General features: G+C 37.4%; 20 protein-coding genes and 2 riboswitches. Of the genes, 16 read left to right on the top strand and 4 right to left on the bottom strand.

The features are described 5' to 3' along the window. Positions 1 to 22: 22 nt before the first annotated feature. Together AC07YC_RS20000 and AC07YC_RS19995 are read right to left on the bottom strand one after the other, a co-directional pair. Complete coding sequence (locus tag AC07YC_RS20000; protein WP_069482752.1) at positions 23 to 775, bottom strand: ABC transporter permease; 753 nt, start codon at positions 773 to 775, stop codon at positions 23 to 25. Further along, complete coding sequence (locus AC07YC_RS19995; RefSeq protein WP_494920245.1) at positions 772 to 1503, bottom strand: ABC transporter ATP-binding protein; 732 nt, start codon at positions 1501 to 1503, stop codon at positions 772 to 774. The genes AC07YC_RS20000 and AC07YC_RS19995 overlap by 4 nt, the downstream gene beginning before the upstream one ends. 103 nt (positions 1504 to 1606) lie before the next feature. Here AC07YC_RS19995 and AC07YC_RS19990 point away from each other — a divergent pair, with 103 nt between their 5' ends. After that, positions 1607 to 2107: a methylated-DNA--[protein]-cysteine S-methyltransferase gene (locus tag AC07YC_RS19990; protein WP_494920244.1), complete on the top strand. Its 501-nt coding sequence runs from the start codon at positions 1607 to 1609 to the stop codon at positions 2105 to 2107. A gap of 76 nt (positions 2108 to 2183) precedes the next feature. Here the strand turns inward: AC07YC_RS19990 and AC07YC_RS19985 are convergent, their stop codons facing one another. Continuing rightward, positions 2184 to 3485: an ammonium transporter gene (locus AC07YC_RS19985; RefSeq protein ID WP_494920243.1), complete on the bottom strand. Its 1302-nt coding sequence runs from the start codon at positions 3483 to 3485 to the stop codon at positions 2184 to 2186. 13 nt (positions 3486 to 3498) lie between these two features. Beyond that, complete coding sequence (locus AC07YC_RS19980) at positions 3499 to 3840, bottom strand: P-II family nitrogen regulator (RefSeq protein ID WP_012291989.1); 342 nt, start codon at positions 3838 to 3840, stop codon at positions 3499 to 3501. Between the two features lie 312 nt (positions 3841 to 4152). Here AC07YC_RS19980 and AC07YC_RS19975 point away from each other — a divergent pair, with 312 nt between their 5' ends. The 15 genes from AC07YC_RS19975 to AC07YC_RS19905 all read left to right on the top strand — a co-directional run bounded on the left by AC07YC_RS19975 (position 4153) and on the right by AC07YC_RS19905 (position 20674). Beyond that, complete coding sequence (locus AC07YC_RS19975; RefSeq protein ID WP_494920242.1) at positions 4153 to 5613, top strand: nicotinate phosphoribosyltransferase; 1461 nt, start codon at positions 4153 to 4155, stop codon at positions 5611 to 5613. Positions 5614 to 5631: 18 nt separating this feature from the next. Beyond that, positions 5632 to 6456: an NAD(+) synthase gene (nadE, locus tag AC07YC_RS19970; protein ID WP_494920241.1), complete on the top strand. Its 825-nt coding sequence runs from the start codon at positions 5632 to 5634 to the stop codon at positions 6454 to 6456. Between the two features lie 157 nt (positions 6457 to 6613). Then, positions 6614 to 6934 carry an NAD synthetase gene (locus AC07YC_RS19965; protein WP_336637267.1) on the top strand — a complete coding sequence of 107 codons (321 nt, stop codon included), beginning with the start codon at positions 6614 to 6616 and terminating at the stop codon, positions 6932 to 6934. A 208-nt stretch (positions 6935 to 7142) separates the two neighbouring features. After that, a complete protein-coding gene (locus tag AC07YC_RS19960) occupies positions 7143 to 7784 on the top strand; it encodes a nitrous oxide reductase accessory protein NosL (protein ID WP_336637268.1) in 642 nt (213 codons plus the stop codon). Between the two features lie 58 nt (positions 7785 to 7842). Continuing rightward, positions 7843 to 9108 carry a right-handed parallel beta-helix repeat-containing protein gene (locus AC07YC_RS19955; RefSeq protein ID WP_494920240.1) on the top strand — a complete coding sequence of 422 codons (1266 nt, stop codon included), beginning with the start codon at positions 7843 to 7845 and terminating at the stop codon, positions 9106 to 9108. A 2-nt stretch (positions 9109 to 9110) separates the two neighbouring features. After that, positions 9111 to 9563 (top strand): nitrous oxide reductase accessory protein NosL, encoded by a 453-nt coding sequence (locus AC07YC_RS19950; protein WP_494920239.1) that lies wholly within the window; start codon positions 9111 to 9113, stop codon positions 9561 to 9563. After that, positions 9560 to 10363 (top strand): ABC transporter permease, encoded by an 804-nt coding sequence (locus AC07YC_RS19945; RefSeq protein WP_494920238.1) that lies wholly within the window; start codon positions 9560 to 9562, stop codon positions 10361 to 10363. The genes AC07YC_RS19950 and AC07YC_RS19945 overlap by 4 nt, the downstream gene beginning before the upstream one ends. Continuing rightward, positions 10360 to 11040: an ABC transporter ATP-binding protein gene (locus AC07YC_RS19940; protein WP_336637272.1), complete on the top strand. Its 681-nt coding sequence runs from the start codon at positions 10360 to 10362 to the stop codon at positions 11038 to 11040. The genes AC07YC_RS19945 and AC07YC_RS19940 overlap by 4 nt, the downstream gene beginning before the upstream one ends. 192 nt (positions 11041 to 11232) lie before the next feature. Then, positions 11233 to 12177: an AAA family ATPase gene (locus tag AC07YC_RS19935; RefSeq protein WP_480206508.1), complete on the top strand. Its 945-nt coding sequence runs from the start codon at positions 11233 to 11235 to the stop codon at positions 12175 to 12177. Further along, positions 12174 to 13355, top strand: coding sequence for a DUF58 domain-containing protein (locus AC07YC_RS19930; RefSeq protein WP_336637274.1), 1182 nt, complete (start codon positions 12174 to 12176; stop codon positions 13353 to 13355). Before AC07YC_RS19935 ends, AC07YC_RS19930 begins: the two co-directional genes overlap by 4 nt. Next, complete coding sequence (locus tag AC07YC_RS19925; RefSeq protein WP_494920237.1) at positions 13352 to 15535, top strand: transglutaminase TgpA family protein; 2184 nt, start codon at positions 13352 to 13354, stop codon at positions 15533 to 15535. The genes AC07YC_RS19930 and AC07YC_RS19925 overlap by 4 nt, the downstream gene beginning before the upstream one ends. A gap of 32 nt (positions 15536 to 15567) precedes the next feature. Then, positions 15568 to 15669, top strand: a riboswitch (purine riboswitch). A gap of 154 nt (positions 15670 to 15823) precedes the next feature. After that, positions 15824 to 17377, top strand: coding sequence for a glutamine-hydrolyzing GMP synthase (gene guaA, locus AC07YC_RS19920; protein WP_494920236.1), 1554 nt, complete (start codon positions 15824 to 15826; stop codon positions 17375 to 17377). Positions 17378 to 17665: 288 nt separating this feature from the next. After that, positions 17666 to 17968, top strand: coding sequence for an NUDIX hydrolase (locus tag AC07YC_RS19915; protein WP_494920235.1), 303 nt, complete (start codon positions 17666 to 17668; stop codon positions 17966 to 17968). A 276-nt stretch (positions 17969 to 18244) separates the two neighbouring features. Beyond that, positions 18245 to 18913: an MOSC domain-containing protein gene (locus AC07YC_RS19910; protein ID WP_494920234.1), complete on the top strand. Its 669-nt coding sequence runs from the start codon at positions 18245 to 18247 to the stop codon at positions 18911 to 18913. Positions 18914 to 19139: 226 nt separating this feature from the next. After that, positions 19140 to 19241, top strand: a riboswitch (purine riboswitch). Between the two features lie 131 nt (positions 19242 to 19372). Beyond that, positions 19373 to 20674, top strand: a complete 1302-nt coding sequence (locus AC07YC_RS19905; protein WP_008173678.1) for an NCS2 family permease — start codon at positions 19373 to 19375, stop codon at positions 20672 to 20674. Positions 20675 to 21188: the final 514 nt, after the last annotated feature.

Genomic DNA, 21188 nt, shown 5'->3' with positions numbered 1-21188 from the left:
CTATATTAAATCTGCTTAACAATTATTTCATCTCAAGTATTTGCATACGCTCATTAAAAAGTGCAGGATAGCTTAAAAAGCCAATCATGATACTTGATAATGTCGCTGTTGTTAGGAGAGCGAAGATGATTAAAAGTTGAAATTGTACAGCCTGAATGGGGTCGGCACCACCAATAATTTGGCCGCTCATCATACCTGGTAGCTGTACCAAGCCAATTGTTTTTTGGCTTTCAATCGTGGGGATCATACTCGCCTTTACGGCATTAATAAGTTGTCGATGAACGGCTTGCTTGGGTGTGCCTCCAAGAGACAAAATTAATTCCATTTGATCTTTATGGCTAGTAATTTCAGCCGTAAATCGGTTTAAAAATAAAATGGATAACACCATTGAATTGCCAATTAACATACCACTAATTGGAATAATATACTGAGCGGTTGCTGGCACAATGTTAAAGCCAAGCAAGACTCCTTGTGTAATAATTTCTATCATCACAAGTGTCAGTGCTATTTTCCAGGTGATCCCTTTAATACCTTCTCCTTTTTTTCGAGCATTAAACGTAGCGACTAGTATCATTAACGCAACCATAAGAAAAATATATACATAACTATTTGCATCAAAGACAAATTTTAATATATAGCCAACAGCGAGCAATTGTACGATAGACCGAAGAGTTGCAATAAGCGTATCTTTTTCAAGTCCTAATTTTAATGTTTTGGATAGCAGTAGAGGGATGCACACGAAAATTAAAGTGAGTGATAAAGACGTATAAGTCATATGTTAGCCCCCTGTACAAATGCTGCTACGCGTGGGTTAGTCGGTGCTTTAAGTAAAGCGCTCTTGCCAGTTTCTATTAGCTCCCCATTCATCATGACCCATGTATAGTGTCCAATGGTTAATGCTTGTTGCAAATTATGAGTAATCCAAATCATCGTCACATTATATTTTTTATTAATAGTGGCGATGAGCTTTTCAATTTCCTTTACAGATTGGCGATCCAGTGCAGAAGTTATTTCATCTAATAATAGGATAGAGGATTGATTAATAAGTGTTCTAGCTATAGAAACCTTTTGACGCTGTCCTCCTGATAATTCATTTGTGGATTGGTGTAAGAAGCTTTCATCTAAGCCGACATCCTCTAAATATTGAATGGCCTCCTGTTGAGAAAGTTTTTTTCCCTGCAATGTCCGTGGGAGTGCAAGGTTTTCCTTTACAGTGCCAGCAATCATAGGAGCAGCTTGTAGGGCGATACCGACATGTCTTCGTAATGCTGAGGGCTCATAATTTGAGATGGGCTCATTATCAATGAGTATATGTCCGTTTGTCGGTGAAAGAAGGCCATTACATAATTTAAGCAGTGTTGTTTTGCCTGCACCTGAAGGGCCGACGAGAGTGGTGATTTGACCTTTTGGAAAAGACCCAGTAATTGACTTTAATATCATTTTGTCATTTACTGAGAATTGAACTTGTTGAAAGTGAATGGCAGGCTCGTATAGCGTATTCATGTAGTGAAACTCCTTTGCTATAGTCAGTAAAATAACTGTAGCATGAAATGAAGGAAAGATGCAGTTTAAATATAAGATTTTAGAAATGAAGGGAGAATAGGGAATGGAGATATTGTATTATGATACGTTAACGTTCGCACAAGGTGCTATGTACATTGTAGCCACGACTGATGGACTTGCCTATATTGGAACGCCTAATGCATCATTTGGTGAGGTTAAGGAGTGGGCAAAAAAGCCTTTTAAAGGTTATAGCTTTGAAGAAAGTAAAGAAAAATTGCAACCATATAAGGAACAATTAACAGCCTATTTTAACAAGGAACTGACAGACTTTGATGTACCTATCCATGTGAAGGGGACACCCTTTCAACTAGCTGTGTGGGACGCTCTAAAAGAATTACCCTATGGTTCCACAACATCGTATGGAAGCATCGCAGAACGTATTGGGAACCCCAAAGCAGTTAGGGCTGTAGGTAGTGCTATTGGTGCGAATCCAATATTAGCTATTATTCCATGCCATCGTGTCATTGGCAAAAATGGTCAATTAACAGGTTTTCGTAGTGGACTAGATGTCAAACAATTTTTATTAGAACTAGAGAAAGCTTAATACTTCATTAGCCATTAGTTCAAAAAAGGAAATCTGCCTGCTACTTTATGAATAGCAAAGCAGATTTTTCTTCTGTCTATATATGCTGTTCTTCTTGTTGCACATTGTTTTGTGATTTACCGAAATGTGTTAAACGATGGGCAAAGGTTTCTCCTCGAACCGCAGAGCTTTTAAAAATATCATGGAATTCGTAGGCAGGCGCTCCGTGTTCCATGATATCTAAACCAGCAATTTCCTCTTCCACCGTTACACGTAAAGGTACAAAGGCTTTAATGATAAATATACCAGCTGCTACAGATACACTAACCCAGGCTATTGTAGCAATCACACCGATAGCTTGAATGCCTAGCAAACTCAAGCCTCCACCATAAAATAAGCCTTGCCCGTTACTAGCAAATAATCCAACGGCTAATGTCCCCCATACACCGCAAATTCCATGTACAGCAATTGCACCAACTGGATCGTCTACTTTTAGCTTCCACTCAATGAATCGCACACCTTCAACAAGTAATGGAGCGGCGATAAGGCCAATTATAATAGAGCCGATAATGCTGACATTCGCTGCACCCGCTGTAATTCCTACTAGTCCTGCTAGTGCGCCATTTAATGTGAGGGAGCCATCAATATGCCCATAACGGAACTTCGTATAGAAGGCGGTTGCTACGACACCAGCGGCCGCTGCAAAAAATGTATTTGCGATGACATTCGGAACAAGTTCAGGATCGGCAGCTAAAGTGGATGCGCCATTAAAGCCAAACCAACCAAACCAAAGTAAAAATACGCCCAATGCTCCTAATGGTATACTATGACCTGTAATAACATTTACTCGACCATTTTCATATTTACCTAGTCGTGGTCCAACCATAACTGCGGCGATAAAGGCAGCAACAGCTCCCGTTAAATGAACGACTGTTGAGCCAGCAAAATCCACAAAGCCTAAATCAGTCAACCAACCTTGACCACTCCAAACCCAATGGCCTACAACAGGATAAACGACTAATGACATAAGTATAATGACTCCGATATAAGCAAAAATATTAGTACGCTCTGCCACAGCACCAGATAAAATAGTTGCTCCTGTTGCAGCAAACATTGTTTGGAAAATAAAGAATGAAAGATCCTCGACTCCGTTTAAAGCAAAGCCACTTATGCCGAAAATGCCACCTACACTGTCACCAAACATAATTGCGTAGCCACATAAAAAATAGACAATTCCCCCTAGGGAAATAGTTAGAAAATTTTTCATGATGATGTTAACAGCATTTTTAGAACGTGTAAATCCGGCCTCTACCATAGCGAATCCAGCATGCATAAAAAATACTAAAATTGTGCCTAACATCACCCAAATTAAATTAACAGATAACAATAGTTCATCCATCTATATCGCCCCCTTATTCTACTGCAATCGATCCGACTTCTTTTGTTCGGATACGAATTGCTTGTTCTACTGGATAAATGAAAATTTTCCCGTCCCCAACCTTGCCAGTCGCTGCTTCGCGCAATAGGATTTCTACAATGCCATCGACTTTACTATCATCTACAATCATTTCTAATTTCAATTTAGGTAAAAACTCAATTTCATACGTATTACCACGAAATAAACCAGTCCTCCCTAATTGACGGCCACAACCTGCGATTTCAGAAACACTTAGTCCTGCAATCCCTTGTTGTGCCAGACCGTCCCGAACGGCTCCAAAAACCTCAGGACGAATGATGACTTCGATTTTTTTCATCTGTACCAGCTCCTTGCGTAATTTTAATTTACATGTTAAATTGCCTGGGACCGTAGTGCAATTACTTTTTTGGAATTGGTGTAAGGTTTTATAACATGAACTATTTTTGTTCTCGAAATAGTTGCCGTAAAAAGGTTTTAGAATGGGAATGAAAGCGGTACTAAAAAATGTGTCTAAAATATGAACGGTTCTAAATTTTCTGACTATTCATGTTAGAAAACCTAACATTAGAGAGTGTGAATGTCATACGCAAGAATTTGGGTATATAGTGTATACTAGGACTAATTATCAAAGCGGAAGAAGGGGTTTCTTTTGAGATCAAACTATGCAGATGATAGCTTAGCGCTACACACAGACTTATATCAAATCAATATGGCCGAATCCTATTGGGCTGATGGGATACATAATAAAAAAGCAGTTTTTGAGTTGTATTTTAGAAAATTACCATTTGGCAATGGTTACGCAATATTTGCTGGCCTAGAGCGAATGCTGGATTATTTACGGATTTTCCGTTTTAGTGAATCTGATATTGCGTATTTACGTGATGAAGTTGGTTATAAAGAGGATTTTATTGAGTATTTAAAAGATATTCGATTCACAGGGGATATGTATTCGATGGTAGAGGGAGAGCTTGTTTTTGCCAATGAACCGATTGTTCGAATAGAAGCTCCATTAGTGGAGGCTCAGCTTATAGAAACAGCATTATTGAACATCGTTAATTATCAAACATTAATAGCGACGAAGGCCAGTCGTATTAAACAAATCATTAAAAATGAAGTGGCTATGGAATTTGGTACACGACGCGCACAAGAAATGGATGCAGCTATTTGGGGTACACGCGCAGCATTTATAGGTGGTTTTGCTTCCACTAGTAATGTAAGAGCAGGTAAACTGTTTAACATCCCAGTTTCTGGTACACATGCACATGCGTTGGTACAGGCCTATAAAAATGATTATGATGCTTTCCATTCTTATGCAAAACGCCATAGCGATTGTGTTTTTCTTGTAGATACGTATAATACTTTGAAATCAGGAGTTCCAACGGCTATCAAAGTAGCTAAAGAATTAGGAGACAAAATTAATTTTATTGGTATTCGTTTAGATAGTGGAGACATTGCATTTTTATCAAAAGAGGCTCGTCGCATGCTAGATGCTGCTGGTTTCCATGATACAAAAATCATTGTTTCAAATGATTTGGATGAATACACGATCTTAAATTTAAAAGCTCAAGGGGCAAAAGTAGATGTGTGGGGGATCGGTACGAAGTTGATTACAGCTTATGACCAGCCTGCATTAGGTGCTGTTTACAAAATGGTTGCCATTGAAAACAGCGATGGTCAACTGGAGGATACCATTAAAATATCAGCGAATGCTGAAAAAGTATCAACGCCAGGTCTCAAAAATGTATATCGTATTATCGATAAAAAGAATGGCAAGGCAGAGGGAGATTATATTGCGATGCAAGATGAAAACCCTCAGGAGGAGGAACGTATTAAAATGTTCCACCCAATTCACACGTTTGTCTCTAAGTTTGTCACGAATTTCGAAGCGAAAAATTTACATCAGCATGTCATTCATAATGGAGAAATTAACTATCATAACCCAACGCTTGAAGAAATGCGTGATTATGCAGCCGGAAATTTAGAGCTGCTTTGGGATGAATACAAACGTGCGATGAATCCTGAAGAGTATCCAGTCGATTTAAGTCAAAAATGCTGGGATAATAAAATGCGCAATATTGAGGAAGTTCATAACATGGTGAAGCAAATGTAAAAGGGAGTGATGGAAGCAATGACTTTACAACAACAAATCATTGAAGAATTACGTGTACAACCAACTATCGATGCGCACGAGGAAATCCGTAAATCCATTGATTTCTTAAAGGAGTATGCGAAACATTATAGTTTTGTAAAAGGATTTGTTCTTGGTATATCTGGTGGTCAGGATTCAACATTAACAGGAAAGCTAGCGCAACTAGCCGTTGACGAGCTGAATAAAGAAGCTGGTGAAATGAAGTATTCCTTTTGGGCGATTCGCTTACCATATGGAGTGCAAGCAGATGAGCAGGATTGTCAGGACGCTATCGACTTTATTAAGCCGACGGCATCTTATACAGTTAATATAAAAGAGGCTGTCGATGCGAGTGTGAGGGCCCTAGCAAATGCGGGTATTCAGCTTAATGATTTTGTCAAAGGGAACGAAAAAGCTCGGGAGCGTATGAAAGTGCAATATTCGATTGCTGCAATGAATGGAGCAGTCGTATTAGGAACGGATCATGCGGCCGAGGCCATCACAGGTTTTTATACTAAATTTGGGGATGGAGGAGCTGACTTAATGCCAATCTTTCGTTTGAATAAACGACAAGGGAAGCAGTTATTGGCAGAGCTCAAATGTCCTGAACATCTTTATATGAAGGTGCCAACAGCAGATTTGGAGGAAAATCGCCCATCTTTGCCAGATGAAGTGGCTCTTGGGGTGTCCTATGATCAAATTGATGATTATTTAGAGGGGAAGGAAATCCCGGAGGAACCTCGCCAACTACTGGAAGGATATTATTTGCGTTCGCAACATAAACGCCATATGCCTATTACAATATTTGATGTTTTTTGGAAGTAAAATAAGGGAAAAGAGTTATAAAAGTGAATCTCACTTTTGAAAATAGCTCTTTTCTCTCTTTTTTTATGCAATTTGGTTCTAAGTTGTTAAATATCATCATATAATGTCGATATAATTACCTATAAGGATTATAAAATGTAAGGGAGGGTAACTAAATATGAGGACTTCTAGAGTAAATGCAACGACAAGTAGTGTTTTTCGTCAGGAAAATCAATATTTACATGCAGGTGATATTAGCCATAATTTTGGGCAAAATCCACAAAATCTATTTAAAAATAGTTTGCAAAAAAATAAAGAGAAGAAGCGCAGTTCAATAAATGCGCCAAATCAGCAGCAACAGCATCAACATACAGTGCCTATCCATATGGATAGTACGAATGATTTGCAAATACGTCGTGAATTAAATGAAACTGCGTTAAAGCTTAGTCGTTTAAGCAGACAAAAGAAGCGACTTAATAGTTACCGTTCTTCCATATAAAGCCCAGACTCTCCACAGCCAAACATGTGGGGAGTTTTTTTGTGTTTGAGTAAAAAAGAAGTGCTAATTTCAAATTATTTGAAATGAAGATGTTCATTGAATGTTCAAGATAATTTTTCCAATTCTTCACCGCGATTTTTTACTAATTTCACAACTAATCTGTATTGTTGAATATGGCAACAGAAAACTAAATTTGGAGGAAATAGTTGTGAAAAAATTATGGTTACCAGCATTAATATTATTATTTGTACTAGCAGCATGTACTAGTGAAAAACCTCAGGTAAAGGAGAAGGAATCAGAGCAAGGCGCTACTGAAATAGAAACGAAGGTAATGGATGATTCTATACAAGTTGCTTCACTTGTAGATCCGCGATTACAAGAGCCGAAGGAGGATACAGTTTGTGAAATGTGTAATATGAAGGTTTACATGAAGGAGCATGAATTGGGCGTATTTTCAGCGCAAGCGATAAAAGAAGATGGGACTATTGCTTTTTATGACGACATTGGCTGTTTGTTAAATGCAGAGGTTGCTAATGAAGAGAACAATGCAAAATTTGTCCGTGATTTTGTGACGAAGGAGTGGGCGAAGGTCGAAGATGTAACAATTGTGAAAACAGAGCTGAAATCTCCGATGAACTGGGGTTATATTTACTTCGTGAACAAAGCGGATGCAGATACATACATCCAAGAAAATTCGAATGCTTATATGGAGGAATTACAAAAAATTAAAGATGACGCATTGGAACGACGTAAGAAAATGATGGAAAAAAAAGCTGAGGGAGAGAATGGAGATTCTAGTTCTATGCATTCAAGTGATATGAATCATGGGCAAGAGGGACATGGTCATTAAAAGCTTAGACTAGGGGAACTTTCCTCTAGTCTTTTCATGCTGAATAAGGGGGAGAGTAATGAAACGAATAGGATGGTTCGTATTGTTTTTTCTATCGACATGTCAAACAGCAAATGCGGAGTTTGATCTTCAATTTGCTATTGATCAAGCAAAACCTGGAGAGATTGTTCATATTCCTGCCGGTCGTTACCAAGGAAATTTTACCGTAAAGAAATCGATTCAGCTCCAAGGAGAAAAGGGGGTTAAACTTTATTCCCAAAATACTGAACCTGCATTAAAAATAGACGATACGGCTAATGTCACAGTTGAAGATATACTGATTTCTGCCAAAAATAAAGGAATTGTTGTTAATGAAGTGGAGAATTTAAAACTGAAAGCTATTGAAATAAAGGATGTACAAGTGGGTATCCATATTCAACGTTCTAAGCATATTCAACTATTAGAAAATAAGGTTGTTGGTAATCAGTTACATTATGCTGAGAAAGGCAATGGGATTGCTGTGTTTAAAAGTGAGGACATTGCTATTGAACATAATGCAATTGATTTTGTGCAGGATGGGATCTACGTAGAAGAAGTGAGACATATCAATGTGCAACAAAACGAAGTGACAAACAGTCGTTATGGAACTCATTTTATGTATTCAAGTGATGTGAAGGTGCTTTTTAATTCATATTTACATAATGTGACAGGTCTTATGATAATGATGACTACGGACTTAGAAATAGCGAGCAATTCAATTAGTAACCATAATGATTTCAATAGCTATGGCCTTTTAATGTATGACACACAACAGGCGAAGGTAAGAAAAAATAGCATTCGAAATAATCGGGTAGGTGTAGCAATGCAAAAATGTTCAGTTGTACAAATACAAGAAAATGGGTTTCAGATGAATCAGACTGCCTTAGAAGGAACAAAGGTAGATCATCACTCTATCATCAATGATAATCAGTTTACTGGAAATATATTAACGGCAAGATCAGACCAACAGGGCTTGCGATTAGTTCGCAATTTTTATGATGATTACCGAGGGATAGATGTTGCGGGAGATGGTTTCGGAGATGCTCCCTACGTGGCTGTGTCGAGCTTTGGTCAATGGATGGTGAGACAACCAGTTTATCAATTTTTTGTGGCATCACCGAGTGTTATGATTCTGACATCACTTGATCAGGAAGTGAATAAAACAGAACAAAATTTACTTGTAGATAACGAACCAAGATTAATTAGTCATACGAAAGAGAAGTCGTTTTCCATCAACATCTTACAATTTATTATTGGCTTAGTTGTATCTCTGAGTGGATTTTGGCTGTGGAAAAGAGGGGTGTAAGTATGACGAGGTGGATAGCCATTCTAGTTATATGCAGTACAATATTAGGCGGTTGCGGCGAAAAGACGTATAACCCACGTGATATTATCCGTGAAACAGATGTTTGTGAAATTTGTAATATGAGTATCATTCATCATGAATATGCTGGACAAATTGTGCTCAAAAATGGAGATTATAGGATTTTTGATGATATTGGCTGTTTGATGGATTATCTGGCGCTAAATGGTGAGGATGAAATGGGCGCAGCCTATATTAAAAATAATGTAAATAATGAATGGATTGACGTTTATAAAGCTACCTATGTGTACAATGCAGGTTATTGGACTCCGATGAACTATGGAGTACTTGCATTTGCGACGAAGGATGAGGCGCAGGAATGGATGACCAATGAAGGAGAGGGGCAACTATTAGTCTATCAAGATTTGCTGACGTTTAATTGGGGGATTCATGAATGATGTTTGTGAAAATAGAGTTGAAGCAAATTTTAAGAAGCCATTGGATGCAACTAGTAGCTTTTCTATTTACTTTTGTATTTGTAGCCATTATTGTCATTCAGCGATTGGCATTACCTGATGTGGAGGGCTTTACACGTCAAACGGCCTCATTTTTAAATGTGTTATTGTTTCTATTACCATTATTTATTATCACCATTGGAAGTATGAGTATAGCCGGCGATATTGAATCTGGCTGGTTTTCGTTATTAAAGACATATCCAATGAAAATTGGGCAATATATTTTAGGGAAATATGTGGCTATATCACTTGCCTTTTTATTAGTAGTGCTTGTGGCATTTGGCGTTGTCTTAGCAATAGGTGGTCTATTAGGTGGCGTCCAGTTACCGATTATTTTAGTGATTCTTACGTTATTATGTATCTTTATATTTGTCTCATTAGGTATTGTACTGGGGGCAATGGCTAAAACAAGGTTATTTGCACTAGCCTTATCACTTGTTGTATGGTCCTTTTTTTTACTGCTTATTTCTTATGCGTTAATGGCTCTAGGTGCAGTTGTAGCGGGCCATGTTTTACAAAAGCTTACCATTGTATCGATACATATTAATCCCGTAGAATGGCTACGCTTTGGTTATTTTATATTCACCAATCAGGCTAGTGTGCTTGGTCCAGCATTTTATGGTGTTACGAGGTTTTATTCGTCAACTTTAGGTCATGTGTTGTATGTGGTGGTGACGCTTCTTTGGATCCTTCTACCACTTATGCTAGCTACTAAGTTTTCAAAGGAGGTCACACAGCGATGATTCTTTTAGAAGCCAAAAATATAGCAAATGTCTATGAAAATGGTAGAGGTTTAAAAGAAGCTACCTTTACATTACATTCTGGTAAAATATTAGCGCTGGTTGGGGGCAATGGTGCCGGAAAGAGTACGTTGATCCGTTTACTAACGGGGCAAGAGAAGGGGAAGTTCGGAGAAATGATATGGCATAAACCAGATGTCATTCGTTATATGCCTGACGACATACATTTTCCAACCATGCTAACGGCAGCTGAAATTTTTGAACTACTAGCCTCTTTAAAGCAAGTAAATCAAGATGAACAAGAGTGCATATTAAAGCGTGTTTCCTTATGGGATGTTCGTAATCAACCAGCTAAACAATTTTCTAAAGGGATGCTTCAGCGATTAAATCTTGCGCAATGTTTACTTGGAAGTGGATCTTTGCTGATCTTGGATGAACCGACAAATGGTCTTGATCCATTTTGGATAGCGCAATTAAAAAATGTAATGTTAGAGGAAAAGAACAAAGGAAATACGGTCATATTCTCTACTCACTTGCTGTCTTTTGCTGAAGAAATAGCAGATGATGTATTAGTTTTACATGATGGGGAAATTATTATTTCTGGTGAAATCACTGAAATTTTCACTCAAGAAAATTCTACATCTTTGGAAGAAATATGGTTAAAAAGATTAAAATTGTAACATTCTAATGAATAGTAACGTTATATACTAAACAAGGCTTGTTTGACTACGTTCAAGCAAGCCTTGTTTAGTATGTGTTATCGAAGGGAAGAAGTTTCTGATAATTGTTTTACTAGACATATTTCGATATGCTTATGATAAGTTATCGTGCAATTCACATAATTGTTTGATGAAATGGAGGTTTTTTAATTTATGAATTCTCAAATACAAAATGTGCTAGAAAATATAGAGAAAGTGATGATTGGAAAGAGAGAGGTGGCTGAGTTAAGCCTTGTTGCTTTATTAGCGAGGGGGCACGTATTGTTAGAGGATGTACCTGGTGTTGGGAAGACAATGATGGTTCGTTCATTAGCAAAATCCTTTGATGCGCAGTTTAAGCGAATTCAATTTACGCCAGATTTATTACCCTCCGATGTAGTAGGAATCTCTATTTACAATCCGAAGACATTGGAGTTTGAATTTCGTCCAGGGCCCATCATGGGGGATGTTATTTTAGCCGATGAAATAAATCGTACTTCGCCCAAAACGCAGTCAGCTTTACTGGAGGGAATGGAAGAAGCGTCTGTTACTATTGATGGTAAAACGCTTGCTATAAATCAGCCGTTCTTTGTAATGGCCACACAAAATCCGATCGAACATGAAGGAACATATCCATTGCCTGAAGCACAGCTTGATCGTTTTTTACTGAAGATAAAGATGGGCTACCCTACTAGAGGGCAGGAAGTGGAAATTTTACGTCGGGCGGAAAATGGCAAAGCGATTGAAAAGATCGATGCAGTATTGTCGGTAGCTCAATTGATTGAGTTACAAGAGCTCGTTCAAGGGGTGTACGTTGAAGATTCAGTAAAAAATTACATGGTGGAGCTTGCTACTCAAACTAGAGAAAACAGCTATGTTTATTTAGGTGTAAGTCCCAGGGCGACACTAGCCTTAATGAAGGCTTCTCAGGCCTACGCATTTATGAAAGGGCGTAGCTATGTAACACCTGATGATGTCCAATACCTTGTCCCTTTTGTCTTTAGCCATCGTTTAGTTTTAAAACCAGATGCTCGCTATGATAATGTAACGGCAAGTGAAATCATTGAACGTATCATTGCCAAAACACCAGTACCAACAAAAAGGTTTGCAGAACAATGAAGCGATGGAAAGCTTTTTTAGAGAAAAGTAAACATTTTCTATTAGTAGTTTTCTTAATGATTGTAACGTTTTGTTATGCGATGTTCCAAGGTGGATTTGTTAGTTGGTTTGTATTTTTTACGGTAAGTCCATTTTTAGTGTATGCCTTATTTTTCTTTGTTGTTAGAGAAAGTATCTTAGTAGTAGAGCGCAAAATTGAGCCAGCACATGTAGAACGTGGTCAATCAACGAGGGTCATGATTTCAATCGAAAGAAAAACACGTTTTCCTTTTGCTTATATGATGATGGAGGAACTTGTAGATAGTGAGGGGTTAGTTCAGGCGAAGCTTCAAAGTTCAACTGCTATAAAATTTGTTGGCTTTAGAAAAAAATTCAACTGGCATTATGAATTAGTAAATATGCCTCGTGGCGAACACCGTTATTTGGGTGTTACGGTCGCTTTCTATGATTTCTTCGGTTGGGCAAAAAAAATGGTCGTGGCCGAGAAAGAACAAACTATTTTAGTGTACCCAAGGCTTAGAGAAATGAAATATTCGGCACTTCAGACAAAATATGATGTTGGGCCAATGATGTCTCCTTATTCCATAGTAAAGGATACTACTATGGCTGTTGGGTTACGAGAATATGTTCCTGGTGATCGTTTTTCATGGATTCATTGGAAGTCATTCGCGAAAACCCAAACCTTACAATCTAAGGAATTTGAGGATAGACAATCTTCTGAGCTGATGCTAGTGCTTGATGCCAAGAAATCAACGTTATTTGAGGATAAGATTGAGCTAGTAGCATCTATGCTCAAGATGATCGTGCAGGAGCTTGGTGATATTTCCTTTATTTCTGCTGGAGAAGAGACAAAGGTATTCCCTGTTATACAAGGTGAAAAGCAGTTAGATCAGGTTATGTATCATTTGGCAGCTATAAAATCTACTGAAAATGTAAAATTTCGATTTTATGACCAGCAAGCCTTTAAGCAAGTAGCGACATTGCTTTATGTGACTAATGAAGTATCAGAAGAATTCCTACATACTCTTGCGAATATAGTGAAAAGTTGTATTTGTTTTGTCGTGGCAAAACAGCCACCTGTGCAGTCTGAGGTTACTTTGCGTTATAAACATATTCAAATTGTCTATGTAGATCCAACAGATTTTTATCATGTATTCACGGAGGTGAGGAAGCCGTGAAACAAACAGTCGGGGAATTTTTAGAGTTAGCGGTCGCCTATATTATTGTCTTCTTTATTTTGCGTGAATGGCTAATACCCATTATGCAATTAACTAATACAGGAGGGTTTCATCTCTTCCTAGTTTTTATTGGCTTGTCCCTAGCCTTAAGTTTATTCCGAGTACATCCTTTATTATCAGGGATTGTAAAGTTTGGTTATATGACTTGGTGCATTGTCTTTATTTATAGCGAAAGCCCTGTGCTTTCTGGACAGTCCATATCCTTCTTAATAGCAGAATGGAAAGGGAATATGGCCGCCATTATCTCAGGTGATTTTGGTCTAGTATCCGATGCCTTTAGAACAGTGCTATTTCTAGTGTTAATATGGATGCTTGTTTACTTAATCCACCATTGGGTCTCCGTAAGGAAAAATATATTTTACTTTTTTGCCATAACAGTATTCTTTATTGCTACTTTAGATACGTTTAGTGAATACAATGGAAAAACAGCTATTGTTAAAGTGGTCATTTTAGGATTAATGATGACAGGTGTCCTATTTGTCAAACGTTTATGGCTTCAAGTAGGTACAACGAGCAATACGTTTGGGAGATGGAAAATTGTTATTCCGATGCTTGTATCCGTATTACTTGTTGGGACTATCGCCTTCTTTTTACCAAAGACCGGGCCGACATGGGCAGATCCTGTGCCGTTTATTCAAGGTGTTACTGGACAAGATGGCAATGGAACAGGCATGAAATCAGTCGGCTATAGTCAAGATGATAGTCAATTAGGTGGACCTTTCCAAGGAGATAATACATTAATTTTTACTGCATCTTCACGTGATCGTCATTATTGGCGAATTGAAACGAAAGATACTTATACGTCAAGGGGATGGATTTTGTCAGAGGGGAACTTTGGAAAAAATGTATATGAGGCAAATGCGCCGATTATGACCTCTTTACAAGTAGGCTCACCTGAAAACGAGCGTCAAATTCAACTGGACATTGCGACCTCAATGCCGTTTTTAATCCAAACATACGGCTTGTTATCTGTTTCAGCTCAAGATTCCACATTATTTATTCAGGACGAGCAGACGGAAAAGATGACTATAGAGCAGCAGAATGATACATCTACATCTTTATCAGGCTATACTTTATCGTATAGTGAGCCTGTCTATAGTATGGAACAGCTGCAATTATCATTCCCAGCCACACTTGAAACATTAGATTCATCATTTGATCGTTTTATGCAGCTGCCAGCGCAATTACCACAGCGAGTAAGAGATTTGGCGCTATCGATAACACAGGATAAAACTACGGTTTACGAGCAAATTAAGGCAGTAGAAGGTTATTTTAGGACGAATGGTTTTAGGTATGATAAAAAACAAGCGGCTATACCGGCAGAAAATCAAGATTATGTTGATCAGTTTTTATTTGATACAAAAGTAGGTTATTGTGATAATTTCTCAACTTCAATGGTAGTACTTTTGCGTTCAATAGGCATTCCAGCTCGCTGGGTCAAAGGATTTGCGCCTGGAACTGCAGGACCCATGTCAGATGGTCTGAGAGAGTATCGAATTACTAATGACAACGCGCATTCATGGGTAGAGGCATATATACCTGGTACAGGTTGGATGGAGTTTGAACCTACAATAGGCTTTAGCGGCAACGTTAACATTGATTATGATATACCATTAGATACATCCGAACAGGAGGAAATAGTACAGCCAGAGCAAAAACCTGAACAACCGCAAAAGCAGGAACAAGTGTCTAATAAAGAACAAAGTAAATCAATGTTTAGCTCAGATATGCTATGGACTTGGTTGAAAAAGTTTGCTTATGTTTGGATAATCGCCTTCGTTTTATTGATGATCAGTGGGATCGCTTTATACTTGCAGCGCAAAACTTGGCTTCCAAAAATGCATGTTCGAGTCTATCGTAAAAAGACTGCCAATTGGTCTACCTTTGATTCCTCCTATCATATTCTTCTGAAGCAATTATCACGTATTGGATTGCGTATGAGAGATGGGGAAACGTTGCATATGTTTGCAGAACGTGTGGATGCATCATTAGAGACAGATCAAATGCAAAAGCTAACGGCTGTTTATGAGCAACATGTTTATGGGAAGGATAAACAAGAAGTGGATTTCATAAAGCTGAAAGAAAGTTGGGAATATTTAATCAATCGCACTATCGGTTGATTTTAACTGAGACAAAGAGTAAAATGAAAAAAATTAAATGCAAGGATTGCTTTCATATAAGTTCGATAATAAGGTTCGGATGTTTCTACGAAATCACCATAAATGATTTCTCTATGAAGGCGGATGTATTCGCTAGGTGAGAAGTATAGTAAATCACTTTACTTTGCTACGCATTCGCCTTTATAAATTAACATGAGCTTTTTGAACGCGTAGAAAGATTTTACTTTCTTCGCGTTTTTCTTTGAACAACTGAAATATCCTTTAAAAATAGTAGAAGAGGTGGAAATTTTGACAGCTAGCCCTTTATTAAAAGAGCAAGAAAAAATCGTTGTACTTGACTTCGGTAGCCAATTTAACCAATTAATTACTCGTCGTATCCGTGAGTTTGGTGTATTCAGTGAATTACATCCACATACAATAACTGCAGAAGAAATTAAAGAAATGAACGCAGCCGGCATTATTTTTTCGGGTGGTCCAAACTCTGTTTATGATGAAAATGCTTTCCATGTGGATCCAGCCATTTTTGAATTAGGCCTACCAATACTAGGTATTTGCTATGGTATGCAATTAATGGCACATACAAATGGTGGTAAAGTAGAAGGCGCTGAAACTCGTGAATATGGTAAAGCTGAAATCAAAGTAACTGCTTCCAATAAATTATTTGGTGAGTTACCAACTGAGCAAATCGTGTGGATGAGCCATGGTGACCATGTAACAGAAGTTCCTGCTGGATTTGAAGTTATCGCAACGAGCACATCATGTCCGATTGCAGCAATGGCAAATGTAGAACGTAAACTATACGCTGTTCAATTCCACCCAGAGGTACGTCACTCTGTTTATGGTAATGATTTATTACGTCAATTCGTTTTCGATGTTTGTGAAGCAAAAGGTGATTGGTCAATGGCCAACTTTATCGAACTTGAAATCGCAAAAATTCGTGAAATTGTAGGCGATAAAAAAGTATTATGTGCGCTTTCAGGTGGTGTTGACTCATCAGTTGTAGCGGTTCTTATTCACAAAGCAATCGGTGACCAATTAACTTGTATGTTCGTAGACCATAACTTAAACCGTAAAGGTGAAGTTGAGCAAGTAATGAAAACATTTACTGAAGATTTCGATATGAATCTTATCAAAATTGATGCTCGTAAACGTTTCATGGACAAACTTGCAGGTGTATCAGATCCAGAGAAAAAACGTAAAATTATCGGTAATGAATTTATTTATGTATTTGATGAAGAAGCATCAAAGCTTGAAGGTATGGATTTCTTAGCACAAGGTACTCTTTATACAGATATTATTGAATCAGGTACTTCAACAGCGCAAACAATCAAATCTCACCATAATGTTGGTGGTCTTCCAGAAGATATGCAATTCAAATTGATCGAACCATTAAAAACTTTATTCAAAGATGAAGTACGAGCATTAGGCTTAGAACTTGGTCTGGATGAAAAAATCGTTTGGCGTCAACCGTTCCCAGGTCCTGGATTAGGTATCCGTGTACTTGGTGAAGTAACAGAAGAAAAATTAGAAATCGTTCGCGAATCTGACTTCATCTTACGTGAGGAGATCGCCAATGCTGGCCTTGATCGTGACATTTGGCAATACTTCACGGTATTACCTGATATCCGTTCAGTTGGTGTAATGGGCGATGCACGTACGTATGATTACGCAATCGGTATTCGTGCGGTAACGTCTATCGACGGTATGACTTCTGACTGGGCACGTATCCCTTGGGATGTACTAGAAAAAATCTCTGTCCGCCTAGTAAACGAAGTAAAACACGTGAACCGCGTAGTGTATGATATTACATCTAAGCCACCAGCAACGATTGAGTGGGAATAGATCAGAATAGATCCATATTTCTAATAACCGTTGAAGCCAGTTCTATAAAGGGTTTCACCGTTGTTTGAGTGAGCAATTGCTTATCCACGTGCAATTTTTTAACACAAAAGACTTTCCTTTATTCATGTAATTCATGGGTAAAGGGAGGTCTTTTTTAATTGAAAAAATCCAGTATTTTCTTTAATTTAGATAAGACTGATTAAAATATAAGGATAGAAGAAAGAAGTTTTGTGCAATAATGGGGGCAGTTTAATCCTTATAAATAATAATATGGTAGGTGATCCTTCAATGAATAAATTTATTATTACATCAGGTGCGGTAGTTTTTGATGAGCAAAAGAGGATTTTATTAAAAAGAGAGCCCTATCGCGGGTGGGAGCTACCAGGTGGGGTTGTAGTTAGAGAGGTCAAGGAAGAAACAGGCATTAATATTGATATAATTTCACAAGAACTAAGGAGAAATATATGTAATATATGGTGGCTAGGAATACCTATAAATGGGAGTTTGAAAACAAGTAAGGAAAGTTTAGAGGTCGGTTTCTTTAGCGTAGAAGATGCGCTGAAAATGAGTATTTTAAAGAGGAACTTTTAAAATGTTTAGATAAAGAGCATCATCCATTTTTTATATCATTGTAGCATTTATTTAGGTGCTTTGATGCTTTAGTTCATGTAGTTTAATCGACTTTAATTGTTTATAAAGAATATACTGATTCAACATCATCATCGGCTAATATTATATAGTTGGTAGTTTGAGTTGGGGTGATCATCTTACAAGCTTTACATTGAAATAATCAGCAAACTATTGGAGAATGTAGTAAACTAAATGGATACAAAAAAGTATTAGAATTATCAGATTTGGGGGGTTAAAATGGAGAAAAATAAACCATTAATTCATACATTAGCAGTTGGGATGCCAAAAGAATTGATTGATAGTAAAGGGCGTTCGATGATGACAGGTATTGAAAAGCAAAAAATGCAAGAAGTTTATTTGTCAGCTCATGGCTTCGACGGAGATGATGTTGCTGATAAAAAACATCATGGTGGACCTGATCGTGCAGTTTGTTTATATCCTGCGGAACATTACATACAATGGGAACAAGAACTTGGTAAACCATTGCCAACTGCTGCTTTCGGTGAAAATCTTACGGTTACAAATATGCTAGAAGAGGATATTTGTATCGGTGATATTTATAAAATAGGAGATGCTGTCATTCAAATTACACAAGGGCGTGTTCCTTGTAGTACGATCGACAAATATACTGAATCAAACACATTGCTCAAACGTATGATTGAAACTGGTTATACGGGCTTCCTTGCGCGCGTACTAGAAGAGGGGACAATTTATGCGAACTCGAATATTGAATTAGTAGAAAAGCATCCTGCCCAAGTTTCTGTTTTGTATTGCAACGAAGTATATTTTACAAACAAAGATGCAGATGCGATGAAACATATCCGAGCAGTCGATGCATTGGCGGAAGATTGGAAACAAAAGTTAGAAAAAAGAATTCAGGTCTTGCAAAGTAAAGTAATGAATTAAAAATTGTCTGCAAGGGAAACTGTCTTAAAAACCTTTAGAATTCGGGTGGGTTCTAAGGTTTTTTTATATTATAGTGTTCAGTGAATTGTTCATTACTTAGACTTTTTAGTAGCAGTTTATTAAAATATGAACATTAAATAAGAAATTTACACGAACTTTCGTATTTTATTTTATAAAATTGTTCGGAAATAGGGTTGAAATCTAAAAAGTGAAATGATATATTACGAATGTAAATTAAATAAGTCGTCGTATAATGTCGGGAATAGGGCCCGTGAGTTTCTACCAAGTTACCGTAAATAACTTGACTACGATTGAGGTTTATATACGTATGTATAAACCCTAATTTATTTCACACATTAATGTGGATGAAATATATCGTAGACATGCGACTAGTAGATTAGTCAGCGTGTCTTTTTTGTTTTCGATATTGAGGACGACCATACGGAGGATTTTTTTATAATGAAAAAATATTTCATGTTTGATGAATTAGGAACTAATTACCGCCGCGAAATAATAGGTGGTATTACAACCTTCCTTGCGATGGCATATATTCTAGCTGTTAACCCAGGTATACTAGAAAATGCAGGGATGGATAAAGGTGCTGTTTTCGTAGCAACAGCATTAGCTGCAGCAGTTGGTTCTTTAATAATGGGTATTTTTGCTAAATTTCCAATTTCACTAGCTCCTGGTATGGGATTAAACGCATTCTTCGCCTTTACTGTAGTCGGGGCATACGGTATTCCATGGCAAACAGGTTTAACTGGCGTATTCTTCTCTGGGATTATCTTTATCATTTTATCTCTAACAGGTATTCGTGAAACCGTTATTAATGCTATTCCAGTTCAACTTAAATATGCTGTTTCGGCAGGTATTGGATTGTTTATTACTTTCGTAGGTTTACAAGGAGCAGGGATTATTGTAGATAGTCCAGCTACATTAGTAACTTTAGGAACTTTCACTGGTGCTACATTACTAGCGGTATTCGGAATTGTTTTATCTGTTATTCTAATTATTAAATTACGCAGTGTTGGTATTTTCTTAGGGATGGTTATTACTGCGATTATTGGTATGGTGACAGGCATTATTGAACCTCCAACGGCAATTGTTTCTGCTATTCCAAGTGTAGACTCTACATTCATGGTGGCACTACAACCACTTGGAGATATTGAGTCACTATTTAACGTGAAGTTTTTAGTAGTTGTATTAACATTCTTGTTTGTAGACTTCTTCGATACAGCAGGTACTTTAATGGCTGTGGCAACACAGGCTGGCTTAGTAAAAGATAATAAATTACCACGTGCGGGTCGCGCATTAATGGCAGATGCGCTTGCAACAACAATTGGTTCTTTATTTGGTACATCTACGACTACTGCCTATGTAGAATCAACTTCAGGTGTAGCAGCTGGAGCTCGCTCTGGGTTCTCAGCAGTAGTAACAGCAGTACTTTTCTTAGTAGCATTATTCTTCTCTCCGTTATTAGCAGTAGTAACACCAGCAGTAACAGCACCTGCTCTAGTTATTGTAGGAGTACTGATGGTATCATCATTACGTTTAATTGATTGGGATAAATTTGAGATTGCAGTACCAGCATTCTTTACCGTATTAATGATGCCTCTTGGTTATTCCATTGCTACGGGTATTGCAATTGGCTTCGTGTTCTATCCGATCACAATGTTATTAGCGGGACGTAAAAAAGAAATTCACCCTATGATGTATGGTTTATTCTTTGTCTTCCTGGCGTATTTCATTTGGGTACGATAAATTAAATACATGTTGAAAATCACCTCCATTGTTAAGGATAAGATCCAACGATGGAGGTGATTTTTTATTGTTAGGTTAGGAACAGTAAATAATTAAATACTTTTATTGTTATTCTACTCGTCTCTTTTACTATATAAAATAAAGCATGATTATAACGAATTATATAAAGTTGTTTTCACCATTATATAGAAGAAACTCACTTTGTAATAATAAGAATAGTTTTACTTTAATGAAACACTTGCAAACTTTATTGCATGATGATATATTTAAACACGTTGTTACGAAACAAACGAACAACTTTAAAAATATTAACGTAAACAGTTGACAACAAGTTAACAATATGTTAAATTATAAAAAGTTACTTGAAAGTAACTAGCAAATGAACCTTGAAAACTGAACAAGCAAAACGTAATCAATAAAGTTTTTAGTAGCTAGCTTAGCTAGTGAACAAAACAAAATTTTGGACATCAAAATTGATGCCAGCAAAACAATTTGAGCTAATCAAATTTCTTTT

It is taken from the genome of Lysinibacillus sp. GW247-5R2A (assembly GCF_059424475.1).
This window is presented reverse-complemented; position numbering and strand designations above follow the sequence as displayed.

Excerpts from the sequence above, each read along its gene's own strand:
- nadE (WP_494920241.1), top strand. The coding sequence starts at position 5,632 with ATGACTTTACAACAACAAATCATTGAAGAATTACGTGTACAACCAACT.
- AC07YC_RS19995 (WP_494920245.1), bottom strand. The coding sequence starts at position 1,503 with ATGAATACGCTATACGAGCCTGCCATTCACTTTCAACAAGTTCAATTC.
- AC07YC_RS19965 (WP_336637267.1), top strand. The coding sequence starts at position 6,614 with ATGAGGACTTCTAGAGTAAATGCAACGACAAGTAGTGTTTTTCGTCAG.
- AC07YC_RS19955 (WP_494920240.1), top strand. The coding sequence starts at position 7,843 with ATGAAACGAATAGGATGGTTCGTATTGTTTTTTCTATCGACATGTCAA.
- AC07YC_RS19985 (WP_494920243.1), bottom strand. The coding sequence starts at position 3,485 with ATGGATGAACTATTGTTATCTGTTAATTTAATTTGGGTGATGTTAGGC.
- AC07YC_RS20000 (WP_069482752.1), bottom strand. The coding sequence starts at position 775 with ATGACTTATACGTCTTTATCACTCACTTTAATTTTCGTGTGCATCCCT.
- AC07YC_RS19945 (WP_494920238.1), top strand. The coding sequence starts at position 9,560 with ATGATGTTTGTGAAAATAGAGTTGAAGCAAATTTTAAGAAGCCATTGG.
- AC07YC_RS19990 (WP_494920244.1), top strand. The coding sequence starts at position 1,607 with ATGGAGATATTGTATTATGATACGTTAACGTTCGCACAAGGTGCTATG.
- AC07YC_RS19910 (WP_494920234.1), top strand. The coding sequence starts at position 18,245 with ATGGAGAAAAATAAACCATTAATTCATACATTAGCAGTTGGGATGCCA.
- AC07YC_RS19905 (WP_008173678.1), top strand. The coding sequence starts at position 19,373 with ATGAAAAAATATTTCATGTTTGATGAATTAGGAACTAATTACCGCCGC.
- AC07YC_RS19915 (WP_494920235.1), top strand. The coding sequence starts at position 17,666 with ATGAATAAATTTATTATTACATCAGGTGCGGTAGTTTTTGATGAGCAA.
- AC07YC_RS19930 (WP_336637274.1), top strand. The coding sequence starts at position 12,174 with ATGAAGCGATGGAAAGCTTTTTTAGAGAAAAGTAAACATTTTCTATTA.
- AC07YC_RS19935 (WP_480206508.1), top strand. The coding sequence starts at position 11,233 with ATGAATTCTCAAATACAAAATGTGCTAGAAAATATAGAGAAAGTGATG.
- AC07YC_RS19950 (WP_494920239.1), top strand. The coding sequence starts at position 9,111 with ATGACGAGGTGGATAGCCATTCTAGTTATATGCAGTACAATATTAGGC.
- AC07YC_RS19940 (WP_336637272.1), top strand. The coding sequence starts at position 10,360 with ATGATTCTTTTAGAAGCCAAAAATATAGCAAATGTCTATGAAAATGGT.
- AC07YC_RS19980 (WP_012291989.1), bottom strand. The coding sequence starts at position 3,840 with ATGAAAAAAATCGAAGTCATCATTCGTCCTGAGGTTTTTGGAGCCGTT.